Source organism: Timaviella obliquedivisa GSE-PSE-MK23-08B (genome assembly GCA_019358855.1).
GTDB lineage: Bacteria > Cyanobacteriota > Cyanobacteriia > Elainellales > Elainellaceae > Timaviella > Timaviella obliquedivisa.
In genome coordinates this window covers 38,928-56,039 of record JAHHII010000011.1, presented here as the reverse complement: position 1 = coordinate 56,039, position 17,112 = coordinate 38,928, and the positions used below count along the sequence as shown (strand labels likewise).

Sequence of the window (17,112 nt, the reverse complement as noted above, 5' to 3'; positions counted from 1 at the left end):
CTTAAGACGGCTTCTGAACAATATTTTCTAAAAACTCCATCAAGCTAGCGTGAGCTAACACCACGTCTGGTTCTCGCTGAATTGCAGTGTAGTATTTCTGCTCAAAGAGGTTGCCTGCTTCTGAAGGGTTGAGCAACGTTTTAGCCTGAAGTACTAAGCCATTTGCGTGGGTTAAGATCTCTACCTCTTCGGCTTTGAGCAAGTCATCAATTTCAACCACTAACCGAGAAATAGGATGAAGCCAGTCGAACCATTCGTCATGCATCACTAGGCGCAATAACTCGTTAGGGCTAACGCGCCCATGCGTTTGCTCGTAAGCACGACGTTCACCATCAAGCAAGAGCTTATGCAGCCGCAGCAGCGCGAGACGAAGGTTTTTGAGGTTGAGGCGATCGGTAATCGATTGATTAGACGAGGGAGAGCGATCGGTGGTCATAGGGGCGATTCCTGTCGAGATCTATCAGCAAATAGATCTATGATTACCTTTCTAGAGAATCTGTGACAGAAATTTTTGAGTTCTTTCTTCTTTAGGATGGTTGAAAAAATTATCGGGCGTGGCTTGCTCTACCAACAAACCGCTATCCATAAACACGACGCGATCGGCAACTTCGCGAGCAAACCCCACTTCGTGAGTGACGCAGACCATAGTCATGCCCGAACCTGCTAGTGTTCTCATTACGTCTAGCACTTCCCGCACCATTTCAGGGTCAAGCGCTGAAGTGGGTTCATCAAATAACATGATTTTGGGCTGCATTGCTAAAGCACGAGCGATCGCCACACGCTGTTGCTGTCCGCCCGACAATTGCCCCGGAAACTTTTTCGCCTGCTCCAGAATTCCTACTCGGTCTAGCAGCCGTAGCGCTTCTGCTTCAGCCTTTGCTTTGGGCCATCGCCTCACCCAAATGGGAGCCAACATCACATTCTGCAACACTGATAAGTGGGGGAACAGATTAAACTGTTGAAACACCATGCCCACTTCACGCCGAATGGTTTCAATATTTTTGAGGTCATGGGACAGAAGAATGCCATCAATGGTAATGCTGCCTTTTTGGTAACGTTCTAATGCATTGAACGTGCGGATAAAAGTAGATTTTCCTGACCCAGACGGGCCCATGACAACCACGACTTCACCCTTAGTCACCGTCAGGCTAACTCCGCGTAGAACATGGAAATTATTGTCGTACCACTTCTCCACGTTGTCGGCAACAATGACTGCCTCTGACCCCACTGCACCATTTGCCATCTCGTCTGTTTGCATCTGTGTCATCCTACTCATTCTCCCTATGTTAGTGCTCTATGATTAGTGCTCTCATTCAATGCTCTGTACTTTTGATGCTCTGTATTTTTAATGCTCTGTATTCAACTGCTTTTCAATCTGACGACTGCCTACAGACATGGCATAACAAAAAACCCAGTAAATAATGCCAATGAAAATGTACGCCTCTGCATAACGTCCAATAAACTGTGGGTTAGCCAAAACTGTGCGGCTAATGCCTAGCAGGTCAAACAACCCTAAAATTGAAACCAGGGTTGTGTCTTGCAGCAAACTAATAAACTGACCCACCATTGCCGGAATCGAAACCTTGAGTGCTTGAGGCAAAACAATGAGTGCTGTAGTTAGCCCCGGATTCAAGCCCAATGCGTTGGCTGCCTCCGACTGCCCTCTTGGAATTGACTGTAAGCCGCCTCGGACATTTTCTGCTAGATATGCCGAGCTAAACAGCGTTAAGCCAATGATGGCTCGAACGACCAAGTTAGGGCGGATGCTAGGGGGCAAAAATAGCGGAATCATATTAGAACCCACAAAAAGTAGGGCAATGAGCGGCACGCCCCGCACCACCTCAATAAACGCTACTGAAAGTCCGCGAATGACAGGCAAGCTACTCTGTCGCCCCAATGCCAGCAAAATTCCTAGGGGAAAGCACAACAAGATGCTGACTACAGCCATGAACACAGTCAGCATTAAGCCACCCCAGTTGCTGGTTCCTACGGGCGTTAGTCCTAGACCACCAGCAATCAGCCACCAGACGATTAGAAAGGAGAACGACCAGGCAAAAGCCAGCCATTGTCCCAGCTTGGGAATACGGTGTCCGGCAATGCGTCCGCCCCAGGTGGTTGCCAGCACTAAACCCTCGATCGCCAATAGCAAAATTCGGAACGGTACAGGGGTAGGCATAAGAACGGCGATCGCTGCCACTAATCCAAACAGAATCAGCGTCGTCCGGCTAAAGAGTCGAGGCACATTGCGGGATAACACTCCCCAGCTAAATCCCCCTAGAGCCGCGATTAGAGCTAAAACGCTCCAAATACGCCACATTTGACCCACGGGATAGCGCCCAATAAAAAACAATGACAAGTTGGCTGGAATTAACTGCCATTTGGCTTGTGTCGTTGCCCAGGACAAAAACCCTAGCAAGGTTCTACTCAGCACTAGCACCAAAACGAGAGTAAGCAGGGTGTTGAACCAGTTGCTAAATAAGTTTTTGCGAACCCAGGCGATCGCCCCTACTTGAGCAATAGGCGGTGGTGAAGCAGTTGAAGGATGGGCAGTTGTCATGGCAGCAATTACTCTCAAAACTAAATCTAAGACCTAGAACTGGATCAGGTTAAGGGTTTACCGTTCTCTAAACTGCACCAAACGGTTTAAGGTGTTCATCACCAATGAAATAAATAGAGTGATGGATAAGTAAATCGCCATGATCAGCAGAATTACCTCAACGGGTCGTCCTGACTGGTTTAGCGTCGTTTGAGCCGTCGCAAAAATTTCGGGATAACCGATCGCCAACGCCAAGCTAGAGTTCTTTGCCAGATTGATGTACTGACTGCTCAACGAAGGCAAAATCACTCGTAGCGCTTGGGGAAAAACCACCAACCGCATCGCCGAACTGGTCGGCAACCCCAAAGCCCGAGCAGCCTCCCACTGTCCCTTAGAGACTGATTGAATGCCTGCCCGCACAATTTCGGCAATGAAAGCGCCTGTGTAAAACACGAGCCCAAATAACATTGCCCCGTACTCTACCGACACTCGTAAGCCGCCTTCGACGTTGCCTTCTGCCATTCTGGGCATTTCCCAGCCCAGCCCAAACAGCACCACTAAAAGACCTACCGTCGCCATACTAAGTAAAATAAGTTGCTCTTGCTGACCCGATGCGCCCTGCTCTTCCATGCGGGTGATGCGGCGCTTCCAAATAAAATATGCTGCGATCGCTCCTGCTAGCAAAATTCCTAACAAAATGCCTAGCAATGGCGAACTTGCTGGCCAAGGAATCACAATTCCCTTCTTACTGACAAAAATTGAACCGGGTAGCTGGGAGGTTTTACCTTTATCTGAAAACCCAAAAAATACTGCAAAATACCAAACAAATAACTGAAGTAAAAGCGGCGTGTTGCGAACCACTTCGACATAAACCAAATTTAATTTGCGCAGCAGCCAGTTATCTGAAAAGCTGGCAATCCCGGCAACAACGCCCAGCACCGTCGTAGCGACAATCCCTACCAAGATTAAGCGCAAGGCATTCAAAAAACTAACAAAAAACGCCCAGTAGTAAGGAGATGTGGTGTCATAAGGAACCAGCGTTTCTCCAATATTAAAACCTGACTGACTGAGCAAAAACCCAAAATTAAACTGTCGTCCTTGCTGTTTCAGGTTGTTAAGCATATTGCTGAAACAGAGATGCGCCACAGCAATAATAATGAGCAATACGATCGCCTGAAACGCAATTTGCACATAGCGCTCATCTCGCCAAATAGGAACCTTTTCGCTGCCATCCATAGGTCGGCTCCTGCCAATTACCTTTCTTGTCTTTGAGTCAGAGCAGAGAGACGTTCGCTGAGAACGTCTCTCGCAGGATTGAAAGAGACGCTCTATTAAAACGTCTCTGCCGCTTTAGCGGAATGGGGGAGAATACATCAAGCCGCCCTCAGTCCAGAGGTTGTTTAAGCCCCGATCGATTTTCAGGGCAGAGCCAGAACCAATATTGCGCTCGTAAATTTCGCCGTAGTTCCCGACTGCCTTGATGACATTAACCATGTAATCGTTCGGCAAGCCTAACTGTTTGCCTAAATCCTTCTCTCCGCCTAAGAAGAGCTTGACATCAGGGCTGTTATCGTTCACTTTCTGTTCTACGTTGGCTTGAGTGATCCCAAACTCTTCGGCTTGGAAGAGCCCGTAGGTCACCCATTTAACGACATCAAACCAGCGTGAATCGCCATTGACAGTAACAGGGCCCAAGGGTTCTTTAGAAAGAACGTCTTCCAACAAAATATTATCTGCTGGGTTCGGAAGAGAAGTCCGCTTTGCTGCTAGTTGAGAGCGATCGGTTGTAATTGCTTCGCAGCGCCCTTCTTGATACGCCGCGAAGTTCGCGTTTGAATCTTGGAATTTCACTTCATTAACCTTAATGCCAGCTTCAGTTGCGCGGCTTGCCAGGTTCAATTCGGTCGTGGTTCCAGTTTCGACACAAACTGCTTTGCCGTCTAGATCTTTGAAAGATTTGATGCCGCTCGCTGTGGTCGCCATCAAGCCTTGCCCATCAAAGAAAGTTGTCGGCGCGAATTCTAAGCCGTTACCGCCTGCAGCATCGCGGCTAGCCGTCCAAGTCGTGTTACGCGCCAGCATATCGACTTCGCCGCTAGTCACAGCCGGGAAGCGAGCAGTGGAATCTAAGTTGCGATATTCAACTTTTTCGGGGTCACCAAAGATAGCAGCGGCGACGGCTTTACAAACATCTACGTCTAAGCCTGTGTACTGACCATTGGAGTCTACAAAGCTGAATCCTGGGATAGTTCCTTCTACCCCACAGATTAATTTGCCCCGAGAAATAATGGTGTCTAAGCGACTGGGTGCACCCGCAGCTGCGGGTGCATCAGCAGCGGGCGAACCAGATATGCCCGTCGGAGCTGTTGTACAGCCCGCTAGTGCCGCTACTGAAAGGGTTGCTGCTAGCAGCACAGAACTCCATCTATACATAGGTGTTTTACTCACTTATCAATCCAATAAAACTAAAACGGACACTATCTCAAACAAGAATGCTTCTAGAATCATTCTAGAAAAGCCTAAAAGTCTTCTGTTCTAATCTGCTTAAGCAATATAGTTCATTTACTCGACCAAAATAAATGACTGTTAAGACAATTCAACGGAAGCACCCAGAAGGTTGACTAGAAGCTTCTGGAAAGATTTCTTCTGGCTCCCCTAACATTCCACTTCTTTTAACTTTCTTTTGTATCAAACTTCACATCTTGCCATCACATAATAAAAAAGGGAGGAACGTAACTTTCATCTACGCATCTCCCTTTGGTTTGATTTCTTAAGTTGGAATTAATAATAATTTTAAATTAACACGTTGCCATGAAAACCCGACAGACTGAGATTTGCTATGCTAGGCTGTCTGTTCTAATTCGCGAATTAGAGGCAGGCGATCGTGGATATAGTGAACTAGGAGATCAGTTTCCTCGGCATTGAGGAGGCGACGAGCACGCATCTGTCGCAATAGCCACTGGATCAGGCTGTTGTCATCCAGGGCTAAAGGAATTTCCGAATAGATTGTTTCAACGAGTGACCAAAACTGACGTAGCATACTGGGACTCATAACAACCTCCGGCTTAAGAATTTCTTTAGATTTACTTACTCTACACTACTAATCCCAGTAGGCAATGTTTTATGGGCAAGAGCACAATAACAGTTACAAATACTTAACAAAGCGATCGCTTTCTTGACCAATCCCTAGAACATTAAGCGACTCAATCGGTATGACTACGGTCATTCTAGACTATAAATGTATAGATCTGAGTCTGCCCAATTCATCTATTCTTTTCCTATCGTTATGGGTCATGTTAAGTTACGAATTCAAGAGTTGGCAGACGCAAAAGGCTGGACGCTTGAAGAGATCGCCAATTATGCTGGCGTTCAATATGCAACCGTCGAGGACTACTCTCAAAACATTCTCAATACTGTTGACTTATCAATTGTCTATAAAATCGCCCGTGTTTTAGAAGCTACCTTAGAAGACTTGGTAGAAATAACAGAAGATTAACGTGGTGCTTTGCCATCTCCCCTGATGAATGAGGGCATAACTCCGACAAAGCCTTAGAATCTTGTCAGGGGCAGAAATCAGGAAATTGATATGGACATTAGACAAGGTTTTGTAGGTGCCGTGGGCAATACGCCCCTAATTCGTTTAAATAGCTTTAGCGAAGAAACGGGTTGCGAAATTTTAGGTAAGGCAGAATTCCTGAATCCGGGTGGCTCGGTTAAAGATCGGGCTGCTCTTTACATCATTGAAGATGCAGAAAAAAGAGGAATCCTAAAGCCTGGTGGCACAGTTGTAGAGGGCACCGCAGGCAATACAGGGATTGGCTTAGCCCATATTTGCAATGCTAAGGGCTACAAGTGCCTAATTATTATTCCAGACACGCAATCTCAAGAAAAAATTGACTTGCTGCGAACGCTGGGTGCAGAGGTTCGGACGGTTCCGGCAGTCCCTTACAAAGACCCTAATAACTATGTGCGGTTGTCGGGCAGAGTGGCGGAGGAAATGGAAAACGCGGTATGGGCAAACCAGTTCGATAACCTTGCCAACCGACAAGCGCATTACGAAACGACTGGGATGGAGATTTGGCAGCAAACTGAAGGCAAGGTTGACGCTTGGGTGTCGGCTACTGGAACTGGGGGAACCTATGGAGGCGTAGCGCTGTTGCTTAAGGAGAAAAATCCCAACGTGAAATGCGTGTTGGCAGACCCGATGGGCAGCGGCTTATATAGCTATGCGAAAACTGGAGAAATTCATGCTGAGGGGAGTTCTGTTACGGAAGGAATTGGCAATAGTCGAGTGACAGCGAATTTGGCAGGGGTGCCGATCGACGATGCCATACAAATTGATGACCCCGAGGCACTGCGGGTGGTGTATCAATTGATGCGAGAGGATGGCTTATTTATGGGTGGCTCGGTTGGCATTAATGTAGGTGCGGCGATCGCCTTGGCTAAACAAATGGGTGCAGGACACACTATTGTTACAGTCCTTTGCGATGGTGGCGCTCGCTATCAGTCGAGGTTGTTTAATCAGGAATGGCTTAAATCAAAAGGGTTGAAGCCAGGTTAATTGAAACGACGCGCTGGGGCACGACCATGGCAAAAGATGTAGGCAACACTCTAAAGACGGCGACAAAAATTAATTTGTCCGATCGCCGCCAAGTTCTACGAAACTCGGTCGGAGGAAATGACCCAGAGGATTACTACAGAGTCACGCTCAAAAGCCGCAGCCGCTTTAGCCTAGTGATGGATAAGCTGAAACGCAATGCTGATGTGCAACTGCTCGATCGCCAGGGCAAAGTTCTGCAAACCTCGGCGCTGCGGGGCAAACGGTCAGAAGCGATCGACCGTACCCTGGACAGTGGCACCTACTACGTTCGCAGTTTCTCTAACAAAAGTAATACCCGTTATCGCCTTATCCTGACTGCTACTTCTATCCAGAGCGGCGACCCTTCCTCTCTCCCCCTTCCTCTTGCCAATCTGCCTAAAATTAAGTTAACTCCAGTAGCAACAGGGTTAATAGAACCCACTTTTGTAACGAATGCGGGCGATGGCAGCGATCGCCTATTTGTAACGGAGAAAGCAGGCAAAATTCAAATTATTGAGAACGGCAAACCTAAAGTTTTTTTAGATATTAGCGATCGCGTTTCTACTGCTAGCGAACAAGGACTTGCTAGTGTTGCCTTTCCATTGAGTTATTCCACCACTCGTCGCTTTTACGTAGACTACACCAATAAAAACGGAGATATCGTGATCTCTCGTTTCCAAACTAGTGCTACCAATCCTAACGATGCCATTGAAGCCAGTGAACAAATTCTGCTCACCATTCCTCATCCGGGTGCTCAAAACCACTATGGCGGACAGCTTGCCTTTGATGCCAACAACTACCTTTACATTTCAACAGGCGATGGCGGCGGCGGGGGTGACCCAAATGGCAATGCTCAGAATCCTCAATCCCTTTTAGGCAAAATCCTCCGCCTTGATGTGGAATCTCCGAGCGCCAATCCCTATGCCATTCCGAGCACCAATCCTTTTGGCGCAGCCAGCGACCCCCAAAATAATGTGCGCGATGAAATTTGGTCATTAGGATTGCGTAACCCGTGGCGTTTCTCGATCGATGCGCCTACTGGGAACCTTTACACTGCCGATGTTGGGCAAAATCGTTACGAAGAAATTAACTTTCAACCCGGCAGCGCTGGCGGACAGAACTACGGCTGGAATTTATTAGAGGGCAACACGCCTTATCCTGATGACAGCAAAGTGGTTAACAAAACAGGCTTAACGCCCCCGGTTTTTGTCTATGACCGTGACGAAGGGCGGTCTATTACAGGTGGCTATGTTTATCGCGGGAATGCGATCGCTGGGCTGCAAGGTACCTACGTCTACGGCGATTTTGTCAGCGGCAAAGTTTGGGGACTCCGCCAAACTTCCGCTGGCACCTGGGAAAATCAACTGCTTGTAGATTCTCCCTATCTCATTTCTACCTTTGGACAAGATGAAAAGAACAACCTTTATCTGACGAATTTCTCCAGCGACAGTGATAAGGGCGTAATCTACCGAATCGATGTTGCTTAAGGTCTGTCCCTGACTAAGAGTTCCTTCAAAAAACAAATATTTGTTCCGAATCGCTCGGCTCTTGTGGACACGCTTTCGGTCGAATGCTTAAACAAAAGCCTTTGTCAAGATCTGGCTTTACTGATTTCTGACTCATCTGTCAGAAATCATCTTGGCAGGCAAACGCTAGATAAAGTTTTTGTAAAAAGAATATAGTTAGTTAGTTCTTGTGTCAGTATGGGGACAATTGTCTGAGTATTATTCGATACCCATCGTCTAGTACTGAGTCAGAATGTTCTACCTGTTTCCCAAGTTACTAGATAAGGAACCCTAAACACCTATGTCAAAGTCATTGAAAAATCTAACAGTTGGATTGTCGGGATTGGCGATCGCCTCAATCTGTTTAACTGGGTTTGCCTCTTCTGCATCAGCCTTTTCTTTTACCAATAACACTGTAGGAGTAAGCACTGAAGACCTTAACAAGTCTTTCACTGTGAAATTTGACGGAAACGTTTCCACTCAAACTGTTTCAGGCTTAACCTCAGAAGCCACATTCAAGTTTCTGGGCTTTGCTCCCACTTCAAGCACCACTACGACAGGCAAAGGGAAAAGCGCTGTCACAACGACGGTAGCGCAAACGATTGCTCAGTTTGAGATTGTGCTTAAAAACACGTCTAGTGGCGCAATTGGTTCTAGAGTTTCCGGTTTGGGATTTAATACTGATAAAGAAGAAACTGCCGCGAGTTCTTCCGGCTTATTCACCAACGGGCACCTAAATGGATCCCTTCCCAATCAATTTGGGGATATTGATGTATGTTACAACGATGGTAACACCTGTCAGGGTGGACAGAACGGCGGTGTGAACAACAATCAGTCGCTACCTGGATCGTTTCAACAAGGAAGCTTTCTGGCAAGCCTTACCCTGAATGGTGCAATCAATAGTTTCTCGCTATCTAACTTGGGTGTACGCTACCAAAGTATTTCAGGAACATCCTTAGGTACCAGTGGAACGGGTAAATCTATTTTGTTTGTTCCTCCTGTTACTCCACCGCCACCAACCCGAAAGGTTCCTGAACCTGCGACAATCGGTGCATTGATGATTACAGGGTTAGCGGCTCTCCGCTTCAAAAAGAAGCGTAGGCAAGAGACTTGTGAAGCTTAGTCATTTCTAAAAAGGTTGATGAGTTATTCCTAGAGGTGCGTTATTAAACGCACCTTTTTTGCATTTCTAGGCAGAATCTCTTAAACTAAGCCGATTGGGATAGTTGCTATCGAGCAGCGATCGCTCCGACCTTCTCAACGGGCTTAGAGAAATCAAGCGGTACGCTTAACTGCCAGGGCTTTCCTGGATAAAACAACAGTTGATAAACATGCAGTGCGCCATACCTAAAAGAAGCCTCAAACGACTGTAAATACAGATACCACATGCGCAAAAAGCGATCGTCATAAGTAGGAGAAAGAGCCGCAATTTCTGAGCGATTCTGGGTAAAATTCATTGCCCACAGCTTTAAAGTTTCAGCGTAATGGGGCTTGAGGTTTTCGCAGTGGGCAAGAGTTAGCTTCGCCGCCATCATCTCTTGGGCTAATTCATGAATCTGTGGGGCATAGCCTCCTGGAAAAATATATTTGTCAACCCAGGCTCCATTCCGTTCTTTGCTGGTTGTGCCGATCGTATGCAGCATTCCTGCTCCACCGGGTTTCAGTAATGTTGCTGTCTTGTGCATGAAGGTGCCAAAATTTCCCTTGCCCACATGCTCAAACATGCCAATGCTGACAAACTTATCGTATTGCCCCTGAATCTCTCGATAGTCTGCCAGCACAATTTTGATTTTATCTGTCAAGCCTCTTTGCTCAATTCGCGCTTTTGCTAGCTTCTCTTGCTCTAGGCTCAGCGTAATGCCTGTTCCTAAAATGCCATAATGCTCGGCAGCATAAATCAGCATTCCACCCCAGCCGCAGCCAATGTCAATCAATGACTCTCCAGGCTGGAGTGACAGTTTGCGGCAAATTAGCTCATACTTTTGGTTTTGCATTTGCTCCAGCGTGTCGCTTTCATGCAAACGATAGCCGCAGGAGTAAGTTAGCGTTGGGTCAAGAAATTGTTGGTAAAAGTCGTTGCCTAGATCGTAGTGATGCTGAACATTTCTGCGGCTATTTTGAATCACTGTAGGCAGAGTTAAAAGTCTCTGAGTGATGGCTTTGAATGCAAGCTTAACTGCAAACTGAGCATTAACTTTGTTGTACACTCCGTTGCGATAAAACAGTCCAATAAGTTCGACTAAATTATCATTTTTTTCATCCCACCAACCTTCCATGTAGGCTTCACAAAAACCGAGTGCGCCGTAGGTCAGAATGCGATCGTAGGTTTTAGGATTGTGGATATTGAGATGGACTTGGGGCAAAGTGCCAGCGGTGCCAAAGTTAAATTTTTGACCTTGCGGGTTAGTCACGGTCAAGTCGCCTGATTCAATTGAGCTAAAAAGCTGGTAGAGATAGTGCTCTCCACTCGGCAGTTGGTTCATTGTGAGATTCCTTTGAAGTAAAACTTTGGCGAAATGTTTCGACTAGGCTAATGAAACCTGACTTTATCGTTGGATTTAGAGTAGGTCTTGAGCTTGACTTTATCCATCGTTCATTGGAGTTGTTTCCGGCGATGTGTAGATTGCAGACAGGCTCTCAACCTTTTTCAATGTTCAGCGTTTAACGGATATCGAAGCAGAGCTAAGTGATGTAATAGTATTTAGTTAAGCGATGGGAATGTACAAACAAGAACTTTATTTATAGCTTTCTACAGGTTAATTCTCCACCACTTCGACTGTACTTGCACGATTTCTTTGTTTGATCAATTAAGCTGGTAAACGGAACTGATAGCGCCATTCGATTGCCGCTAGTCTGTACACACTGGCAGTCATAGGCATCAAGAGAACGTTCAGAAATCGATCGCTTGATGAGCGCTAGATTTCTGACTCCACAGTTCGTAAATTCACGGAAGCTTTGTTCATTACCGTCTGTATCTATCTCAGCAATAACAAACTTTTCAGGACCCTTAGACTGCTGATAAATCCGTAGATCCTGAATGTAATTTGAGGGACCACTTCTTGGAACGAAGGTTACTGGGGTATTATCTGGATTGGCGTCTGATTTAATCTCTACAGGTAAAGAGAAATAATCCTGCTGCTCAACAAAACTGTTGAACGTTCCTCTAAAACCAAACGGCTGACGATTAGCAAGATATTGAAACCCAAGAATGTCTATACCGTCTGGAGAAACCTTGAACGTTGCCTCCATAACACTGTCGTCTGCTCGACAGAACAGAAAGCTATATTGTGGGCTGAGATCAGAGGACGATTGAGCATTCACAGGCGACGACAAGTATAAAAGTAGAATTAAGGGAATTAAGGCTAAGCTAAAGCAAGCAATTATTTTTCTCATAGAGTTTAACTTGTAAAGTTATCTAAAACTATCTATAAAAATCAAACTTAAGGTCACGAGAATTGGTTTCGCTGTGATGTTGGGGCGATCATATCGTATTATGTGTACGAGTATCGGTTCCAATGGTGAGCATCTATTGGAAGTAATGGGGAAAGTTTGGTGAAAATCCAGCGCTGTCCCGCAACTGTGAAGAGGGCGACCCTTGCGGTATCTGCAAAGCAGCGCGCCAGTCAGCCTCTCTAAGTCAGAATGCCCGCCGATCCATGTACCTCTTACCCATCTGCGAGGCACGGATGAAGACTGAAATTTTGCAACCCCATAAAGCAAGACGGCGATCGCGTTGGTCATTGGGTCGTCGCCGATCAAGACGCGCTGAGGACTTCTTGATTTGACCTAATGTTTTTAAATGTGGATTCTAGGCATTTTTGCTAGAGACTCCCTGTAATCGTTCGCTGACCCATCTCTTGGAGAAGTCAGAAGAGATGCTTCTCTGAAACGATTTGGATGCGCATCTACTTTATCCATCTCTCCAACTCATTATGGAAGTTAATTATGGTTCATCGATTTGGCGATCGCGCTCGGGGCGATCGTCGGCAAGAGAATGAGTGCTGGCAAAACGCTTTCATTCGCAGTAATGCTGCGGTGATTGGTTACTATGCCTGGTCTGGGTTTGAGAGTGTGGGAACAGGCTTGGTGGTGTGTCAAGTTGAACCGCCTCCTGTGCCAGTCTCTTACCTTCATCTTTGGAAATTCAAGACTCAATTTATTCCTCAGTATGCGGTTGAGTCGGGCTTGCTAGAATTTGGGGTCGATAGTGGCACTATCCCTTCTCTGGTTCGGTCAATTGAACGTTATGATCCCTATCGAGACGTTATGCTGTTGATTTATGCAGATCGACAGGTTGAAGTGAACTGGTTTCGCAATTCCAATCTGTCTCCGCTTGAATGTTATCGGCAAGTGCGCGATCGCTGGGAAGAATTCTTCCCTTGTTCTTTACTATCGGAATCACCGAACTCTCTTAATGACCCTTGAAATACTTGATTTACCGCGCCCTCGCTGGAACGTTATTACCGCTACCGTTGTGCTTCACTTGGGTGTACTGCTCGCTTTTTTACCAGGTACCTTTAGCTGGGCTGCTGTCGGAGTAGCAGTTTTTTTACATTGGGTTACGTTGGGTTTAGGAATTACGTTAGGGTTTCATAGGCTGGTCAGTCACCGTAGCTTTCGTGCTCCAAAATGGCTGGAGTATTTCTTAATTTTATGTGGCTCATTAGCCGGACAAGGAGGTGTACTGGGTTGGGTTGGGTTTCATCGGATGCATCATCGTTATTCTGATCAAGTGCAAGATCCGCATAACTCGACTCAGGGACTTTGGTGGAGCCACATTAGTTGGCTGATGCATGATGTGCCGATGCGAACGGAGTTAGCGAAGTATACGCAAGATGTTTCCGCTGATCCGTTTTATCAGTTTTGCCATAAATACTATATCTTCCTTCAAGTTGCGTTAGGCGTTGGGCTGTACCTGATAGGGGGCTGGTCTTTCGTCGTATGGGGAACTTTCGTCAGATTGTTTTTTGGATTCCACTGCACTTGTTTTGTGAACAGTGCTTGTCATCAATGGGGATATCGCACGTATGAGACGGGCGATCGCTCCACGAATTGCTGGTGGGTTGCTTTAGTAACTTACGGTGAAGGTTGGCACAATAACCATCATGCCTTTCAACATTCTGCTCGGCATGGGTTGCAGTGGTGGGAGATTGATGTAACTTGGCTAACCATTCGGGGCTTGGAGAAGTTGGGAATTGTTTCTCATGTTAAAGAGGCATCCCCTTAAACGTTGTCAAGGAATGAACTAATCGATTTAAAGAGAGGGGAGCAGTTTTTGCTTCCCTTTTCTATATCCTATTAACATTATTCGTTTGATGCAATTCATTTAATGCAATTTAGCAGGGTACTTAGTCTGGAAAATACTGTCTTAAATACATGATCAGCAATTTCTTCGTTTCTCCTAAAACTTGTTGACGAAAGTGGCGATCGCCAGTCAGCGAAAATATTTCAAGTCCACTTGCGGCTTCAACACTCACTGTTGCAATTAAGTTTCGTTGACGTGCTTCAAGTAAAGGATTACGGAATTCAAAAGAGTCTGCTAGCTGCCGTACAATTTCTTGGTTAAAAGCAGTATCCATCGTCAGAATTTCTTTAGAAATAAGACGAGACTGAGCAAAGACAGATCGGTATCCAGGGTTTGCTGCAACGAATTGATCAAAGGCATCAATTAAGTGATTAATGTAATCATCAAGCGGCAGCGAAGTGGTATCGCTCGTATGTAGATCTGCAAATAGTTCCCGCAATTGGTTGAAATAGCGATCGGCTAAAGCATGAAAGATTGCCAATTTATCCGGGAAGAAGCGGTACAGCCCCCCCACAGAGGTATCTGCCCGTGCTGCAATATCGTCGGCGGTCACAGCGTCATATCCAGCTTCAGCAAATAGCTCTGCCGCCGCATCCAAAATTTGCTCAAACCGCTTTCGGCTTCGTGCTTGCTGCGGGAGCCGCCAGCGAGGTTCTTGAGGATCTTGATCAGATAGTTTAGCCATTGCTCAGATTTAGGTTGACAAACGCGAGGAAAGCCTCATATCTTGAAAATGTGAGAAAATTCTCGCGTTTCTAGTTTACTTTACTCTTATGAGAGAAGCGACCATGCAACAGAATTCTCAACTTCTCGAAGCCAAGTCGGACGGACAACTTTTTGACAAGCGAATCTCCTACAGGTTCTTTTTCGGTATGAGTTTTCTCATTTGGTTGATAGCAACAGTGGTATTGCGGCTATGGGGACATACCCTTTTTGTTCCCGCTAGTAATCTGAGCATGATCAGTAGTTTCTTGTTCTCTCTGACGTGTCTGCCACTGTTAGTTTATGTCATTTTTCAATGGCAGAAGGTGCCACCACATCAACGCCCAGAGGCTGCTATGTATTTGGCAATTCCAGGAATGCTGCTGGATGTTGTAACGACTTATTTGTTTAGGCAGGCTTTTCCAAACATTCTGTCGACTGCCAATGGTGCTTTTGGCGCATGGCTCCTGTGGGGATACGCGATCGTGCTGGTGACAGGCTTAGTGACTAGCCGCAACAGTAAACCACAGTCTTTATAGCAGTACATGAGATGCCAGCATGAGGAGTTCTTAGAATGACGCTTTTAAGTTACCTTGTCGCGATCGCCGCGATCGATAGTTTCAATCCAACCGCAACCGCCTTTCAGATTTATTTGTTAACAACTCCTAAACCTGTGGCTCGATCGATCGCCTTCATTGCTGGCATCTTTTTAACGTACTGGGCAGTGGGTTTGTTAGCAACATTGGGGCTTTCCAAATTAATTAATTCGGTGTTCATGAATTATGGTGAGTGGGGGTATGCTATTCAATTCACTCTCGGTATCACATTTCTTTATCTAGGTTGTACCCTGAATTCATCCTCTGACTTTAATCAGTCAGTTTCAAACAAGCCTCGTTCACTCCAGCCGATTTATACTTTTTTGCTGGGCATGAGCGTCACATTTTTAGAAGCTCCTACGGCATTTCCTTATCTGGCTGCGATCGATCGAGTTGCTCATGCCAAGCTCAGCTTGTTAGATCTTGCAGGATTTCTAGTCATTTATAACTTAGTTTTTGTGATGCCGCTAATTGGTCTGGTTGGCATTTACATTGCATTCCAAAGTAGGAGTACTGAACTTTTGAAGCGGGTTAATCAAGTTATTACAAAGTGGTCTCCTAAAATTCTGCGGGTATTGCTGCTAGTCGTGGGGATTGTTCTCTTAGCTGACTGTATTGCATTCATAGTCGGTCGTTCATTCCTGTAGGGGCTACTCCACTAAAGGCAGCACTAAAGGTAAGCGCACCCGAAAACAACTCCCTACACCTTCTTTGCTGCTGACTGTAATCTCGCCGTCATGCTGCTGAGCGATCGCCTGGGCGATCGATAGTCCTAGCCCTTGTCCACCCAAACGGTAAGACCGTGCCCGGTCTGCCCGCCAAAATCGTTGAAACACTAGCTTCAAACGCTCCGGCGCAATTCCGATTCCGGTATCTTCAATGTTGACAACTACAAATCGATTGACCCGTCCCAAAGTTAACGCGACTGTACCGCCCTGGGGAGTGTACTGCAAAGCATTTTCTAACAGGTTAGAAAACAGCCGATTTAGCTTTGATGTATCGCCTAAAACTGTTAGTCCAGCAGCCAAACTTGATTTGAGCGCAATTTTACGAGAGTGGGCTTGAGGCTCCAATAGGGCAATTAAATCGTGCAAAACTTTATCGAGTAAGATAGGCTTTAGCTCAACTGATGACAATGCCGGATTAACGGCAGTCGATCGCGCTAGTAACAATAGATCTTCCACTAACCGAATCATTTGATTTGTAGCACTGGCGATCGCCGATAACTTTCTAGCATCTTTAGGATGAATGCGTTCAGGATGCTTCAAAATTACATCAATTGAAGTTTTAATAGCAGTTAGGGGGCTGCGTAACTCATGGGAAGCATCGGCAGTAAACTGTTTTAACTGCTCAAAGCTTTGGCGGGTCGGCTTTAGTGACTCGTTAACTAACCAAACGCCACCCACTCCGGTTAACGCTAGTGCAACTGCGCCGCCCACGCCAAAACCCCAGCGCAACCAATTGATGACATCCTCAATTTCAGACATTGATTCACTGGCACGAATATAGCCTTCTAACTTTAAATCGGGCTGCTCTAATTGACGGGAGTAGACCGGAATTGTGAACGTGCGAATGCGATCGCGTGGTAACGTTAAAATTCCAACTCGCAGCGGCAAATTAACCTGAATTGATCCTTGTTTAGCAAGCTCCTTGCCTTGTTCATTGAACCAACTCAAACTCTGACGATTCCGCCGAAATAAATCCTGCCAAGGAATTTCTGCTCGATTGTCCAAATGCTCGCCGCCCTCTAACTTAACGGTTGTCAGACTAGGAGCCGCCGACTGTGCTAGCGTTAACAACCGATTATCGACCTGTTGGTAAAGGCTATGGACAAAAAAGAGATAAACTGCTGCCGCTGATGCTCCAAAAATAACCGCCATAACCGTTAA

General features: G+C 46.2%; 18 protein-coding genes and 1 riboswitch. Of the genes, 8 read left to right on the top strand and 10 right to left on the bottom strand.

Going from position 1 to position 17,112, the window contains the following annotated elements; translation table 11 throughout:
• Position 1 precedes the first annotated feature (1 nt).
• The 6 genes from KME11_17655 to KME11_17630 form a co-directional block, all read right to left on the bottom strand.
• Entirely contained in the window at positions 2 to 400 is a 399-nt protein-coding gene (locus KME11_17655) for a hypothetical protein (GenBank protein ID MBW4517037.1), read from the bottom strand.
• An 87-nt stretch (positions 401 to 487) separates the two neighbouring features.
• Complete coding sequence (locus KME11_17650; GenBank protein ID MBW4517036.1) at positions 488 to 1,243, bottom strand: amino acid ABC transporter ATP-binding protein; 756 nt, start codon at positions 1,241 to 1,243, stop codon at positions 488 to 490.
• A gap of 102 nt (positions 1,244 to 1,345) precedes the next feature.
• A complete protein-coding gene (locus tag KME11_17645) occupies positions 1,346 to 2,557 on the bottom strand; it encodes an amino acid ABC transporter permease (GenBank protein ID MBW4517035.1) in 1,212 nt (403 codons plus the stop codon).
• A gap of 57 nt (positions 2,558 to 2,614) precedes the next feature.
• The gene (locus KME11_17640; protein MBW4517034.1) at positions 2,615 to 3,772 is read right to left on the bottom strand and encodes an ABC transporter permease subunit; all 1,158 of its coding nucleotides are present in this window, start codon (positions 3,770 to 3,772) and stop codon (positions 2,615 to 2,617) included.
• 114 nt (positions 3,773 to 3,886) lie between these two features.
• Positions 3,887 to 4,969, bottom strand: a complete 1,083-nt coding sequence (locus tag KME11_17635; GenBank protein ID MBW4517033.1) for an amino acid ABC transporter substrate-binding protein — start codon at positions 4,967 to 4,969, stop codon at positions 3,887 to 3,889.
• Positions 4,970 to 5,378: 409 nt separating this feature from the next.
• Positions 5,379 to 5,588, bottom strand: coding sequence for a hypothetical protein (locus KME11_17630; protein MBW4517032.1), 210 nt, complete (start codon positions 5,586 to 5,588; stop codon positions 5,379 to 5,381).
• Between the two features lie 234 nt (positions 5,589 to 5,822).
• Between KME11_17630 and KME11_17625 the strand changes: the two genes are divergently transcribed.
• The 4 genes from KME11_17625 to KME11_17610 all read left to right on the top strand — a co-directional run bounded on the left by KME11_17625 (position 5,823) and on the right by KME11_17610 (position 9,743).
• Positions 5,823 to 6,032 carry a helix-turn-helix transcriptional regulator gene (locus KME11_17625; protein MBW4517031.1) on the top strand — a complete coding sequence of 70 codons (210 nt, stop codon included), beginning with the start codon at positions 5,823 to 5,825 and terminating at the stop codon, positions 6,030 to 6,032.
• Between the two features lie 90 nt (positions 6,033 to 6,122).
• Positions 6,123 to 7,097: a cysteine synthase A gene (locus KME11_17620; GenBank protein ID MBW4517030.1), complete on the top strand. Its 975-nt coding sequence runs from the start codon at positions 6,123 to 6,125 to the stop codon at positions 7,095 to 7,097.
• Positions 7,098 to 7,123: 26 nt separating this feature from the next.
• The gene (locus KME11_17615) at positions 7,124 to 8,602 is read left to right on the top strand and encodes a PQQ-dependent sugar dehydrogenase (GenBank protein MBW4517029.1); all 1,479 of its coding nucleotides are present in this window, start codon (positions 7,124 to 7,126) and stop codon (positions 8,600 to 8,602) included.
• Positions 8,603 to 8,921: 319 nt separating this feature from the next.
• Positions 8,922 to 9,743, top strand: coding sequence for a cistern family PEP-CTERM protein (locus KME11_17610; protein MBW4517028.1), 822 nt, complete (start codon positions 8,922 to 8,924; stop codon positions 9,741 to 9,743).
• A gap of 106 nt (positions 9,744 to 9,849) precedes the next feature.
• Here the strand turns inward: KME11_17610 and KME11_17605 are convergent, their stop codons facing one another.
• Both KME11_17605 and KME11_17600 read right to left on the bottom strand, forming a co-directional pair.
• Positions 9,850 to 11,103: a class I SAM-dependent methyltransferase gene (locus KME11_17605; protein MBW4517027.1), complete on the bottom strand. Its 1,254-nt coding sequence runs from the start codon at positions 11,101 to 11,103 to the stop codon at positions 9,850 to 9,852.
• Between the two features lie 256 nt (positions 11,104 to 11,359).
• A complete protein-coding gene (locus KME11_17600) occupies positions 11,360 to 12,013 on the bottom strand; it encodes a hypothetical protein (GenBank protein ID MBW4517026.1) in 654 nt (217 codons plus the stop codon).
• Between the two features lie 97 nt (positions 12,014 to 12,110).
• A riboswitch (cobalamin riboswitch) is annotated at positions 12,111 to 12,289 on the top strand.
• A gap of 276 nt (positions 12,290 to 12,565) precedes the next feature.
• Between KME11_17600 and KME11_17595 the strand changes: the two genes are divergently transcribed.
• Both KME11_17595 and KME11_17590 read left to right on the top strand, forming a co-directional pair.
• Positions 12,566 to 13,045, top strand: coding sequence for a hypothetical protein (locus tag KME11_17595; protein MBW4517025.1), 480 nt, complete (start codon positions 12,566 to 12,568; stop codon positions 13,043 to 13,045).
• On the top strand, positions 13,035 to 13,847 hold the full coding sequence (locus KME11_17590; protein MBW4517024.1) for a fatty acid desaturase: 813 nt from the start codon (positions 13,035 to 13,037) through the stop codon (positions 13,845 to 13,847). The genes KME11_17595 and KME11_17590 overlap by 11 nt, the downstream gene beginning before the upstream one ends.
• A 121-nt stretch (positions 13,848 to 13,968) precedes the next feature.
• Here the strand turns inward: KME11_17590 and KME11_17585 are convergent, their stop codons facing one another.
• Positions 13,969 to 14,610 (bottom strand): TetR/AcrR family transcriptional regulator, encoded by a 642-nt coding sequence (locus KME11_17585; GenBank protein MBW4517023.1) that lies wholly within the window; start codon positions 14,608 to 14,610, stop codon positions 13,969 to 13,971.
• 103 nt (positions 14,611 to 14,713) lie between these two features.
• Between KME11_17585 and KME11_17580 the strand changes: the two genes are divergently transcribed.
• Positions 14,714 to 15,166, top strand: a complete 453-nt coding sequence (locus KME11_17580; GenBank protein ID MBW4517022.1) for a DUF5367 domain-containing protein — start codon at positions 14,714 to 14,716, stop codon at positions 15,164 to 15,166.
• A gap of 35 nt (positions 15,167 to 15,201) precedes the next feature.
• Positions 15,202 to 15,870: a GAP family protein gene (locus tag KME11_17575; protein MBW4517021.1), complete on the top strand. Its 669-nt coding sequence runs from the start codon at positions 15,202 to 15,204 to the stop codon at positions 15,868 to 15,870.
• Between the two features lie 3 nt (positions 15,871 to 15,873).
• On the opposite strand, the gene KME11_17570 is transcribed toward KME11_17575, so the two are convergent.
• Complete coding sequence (locus KME11_17570) at positions 15,874 to 17,103, bottom strand: HAMP domain-containing histidine kinase (GenBank protein ID MBW4517020.1); 1,230 nt, start codon at positions 17,101 to 17,103, stop codon at positions 15,874 to 15,876.
• Positions 17,104 to 17,112: the final 9 nt, after the last annotated feature.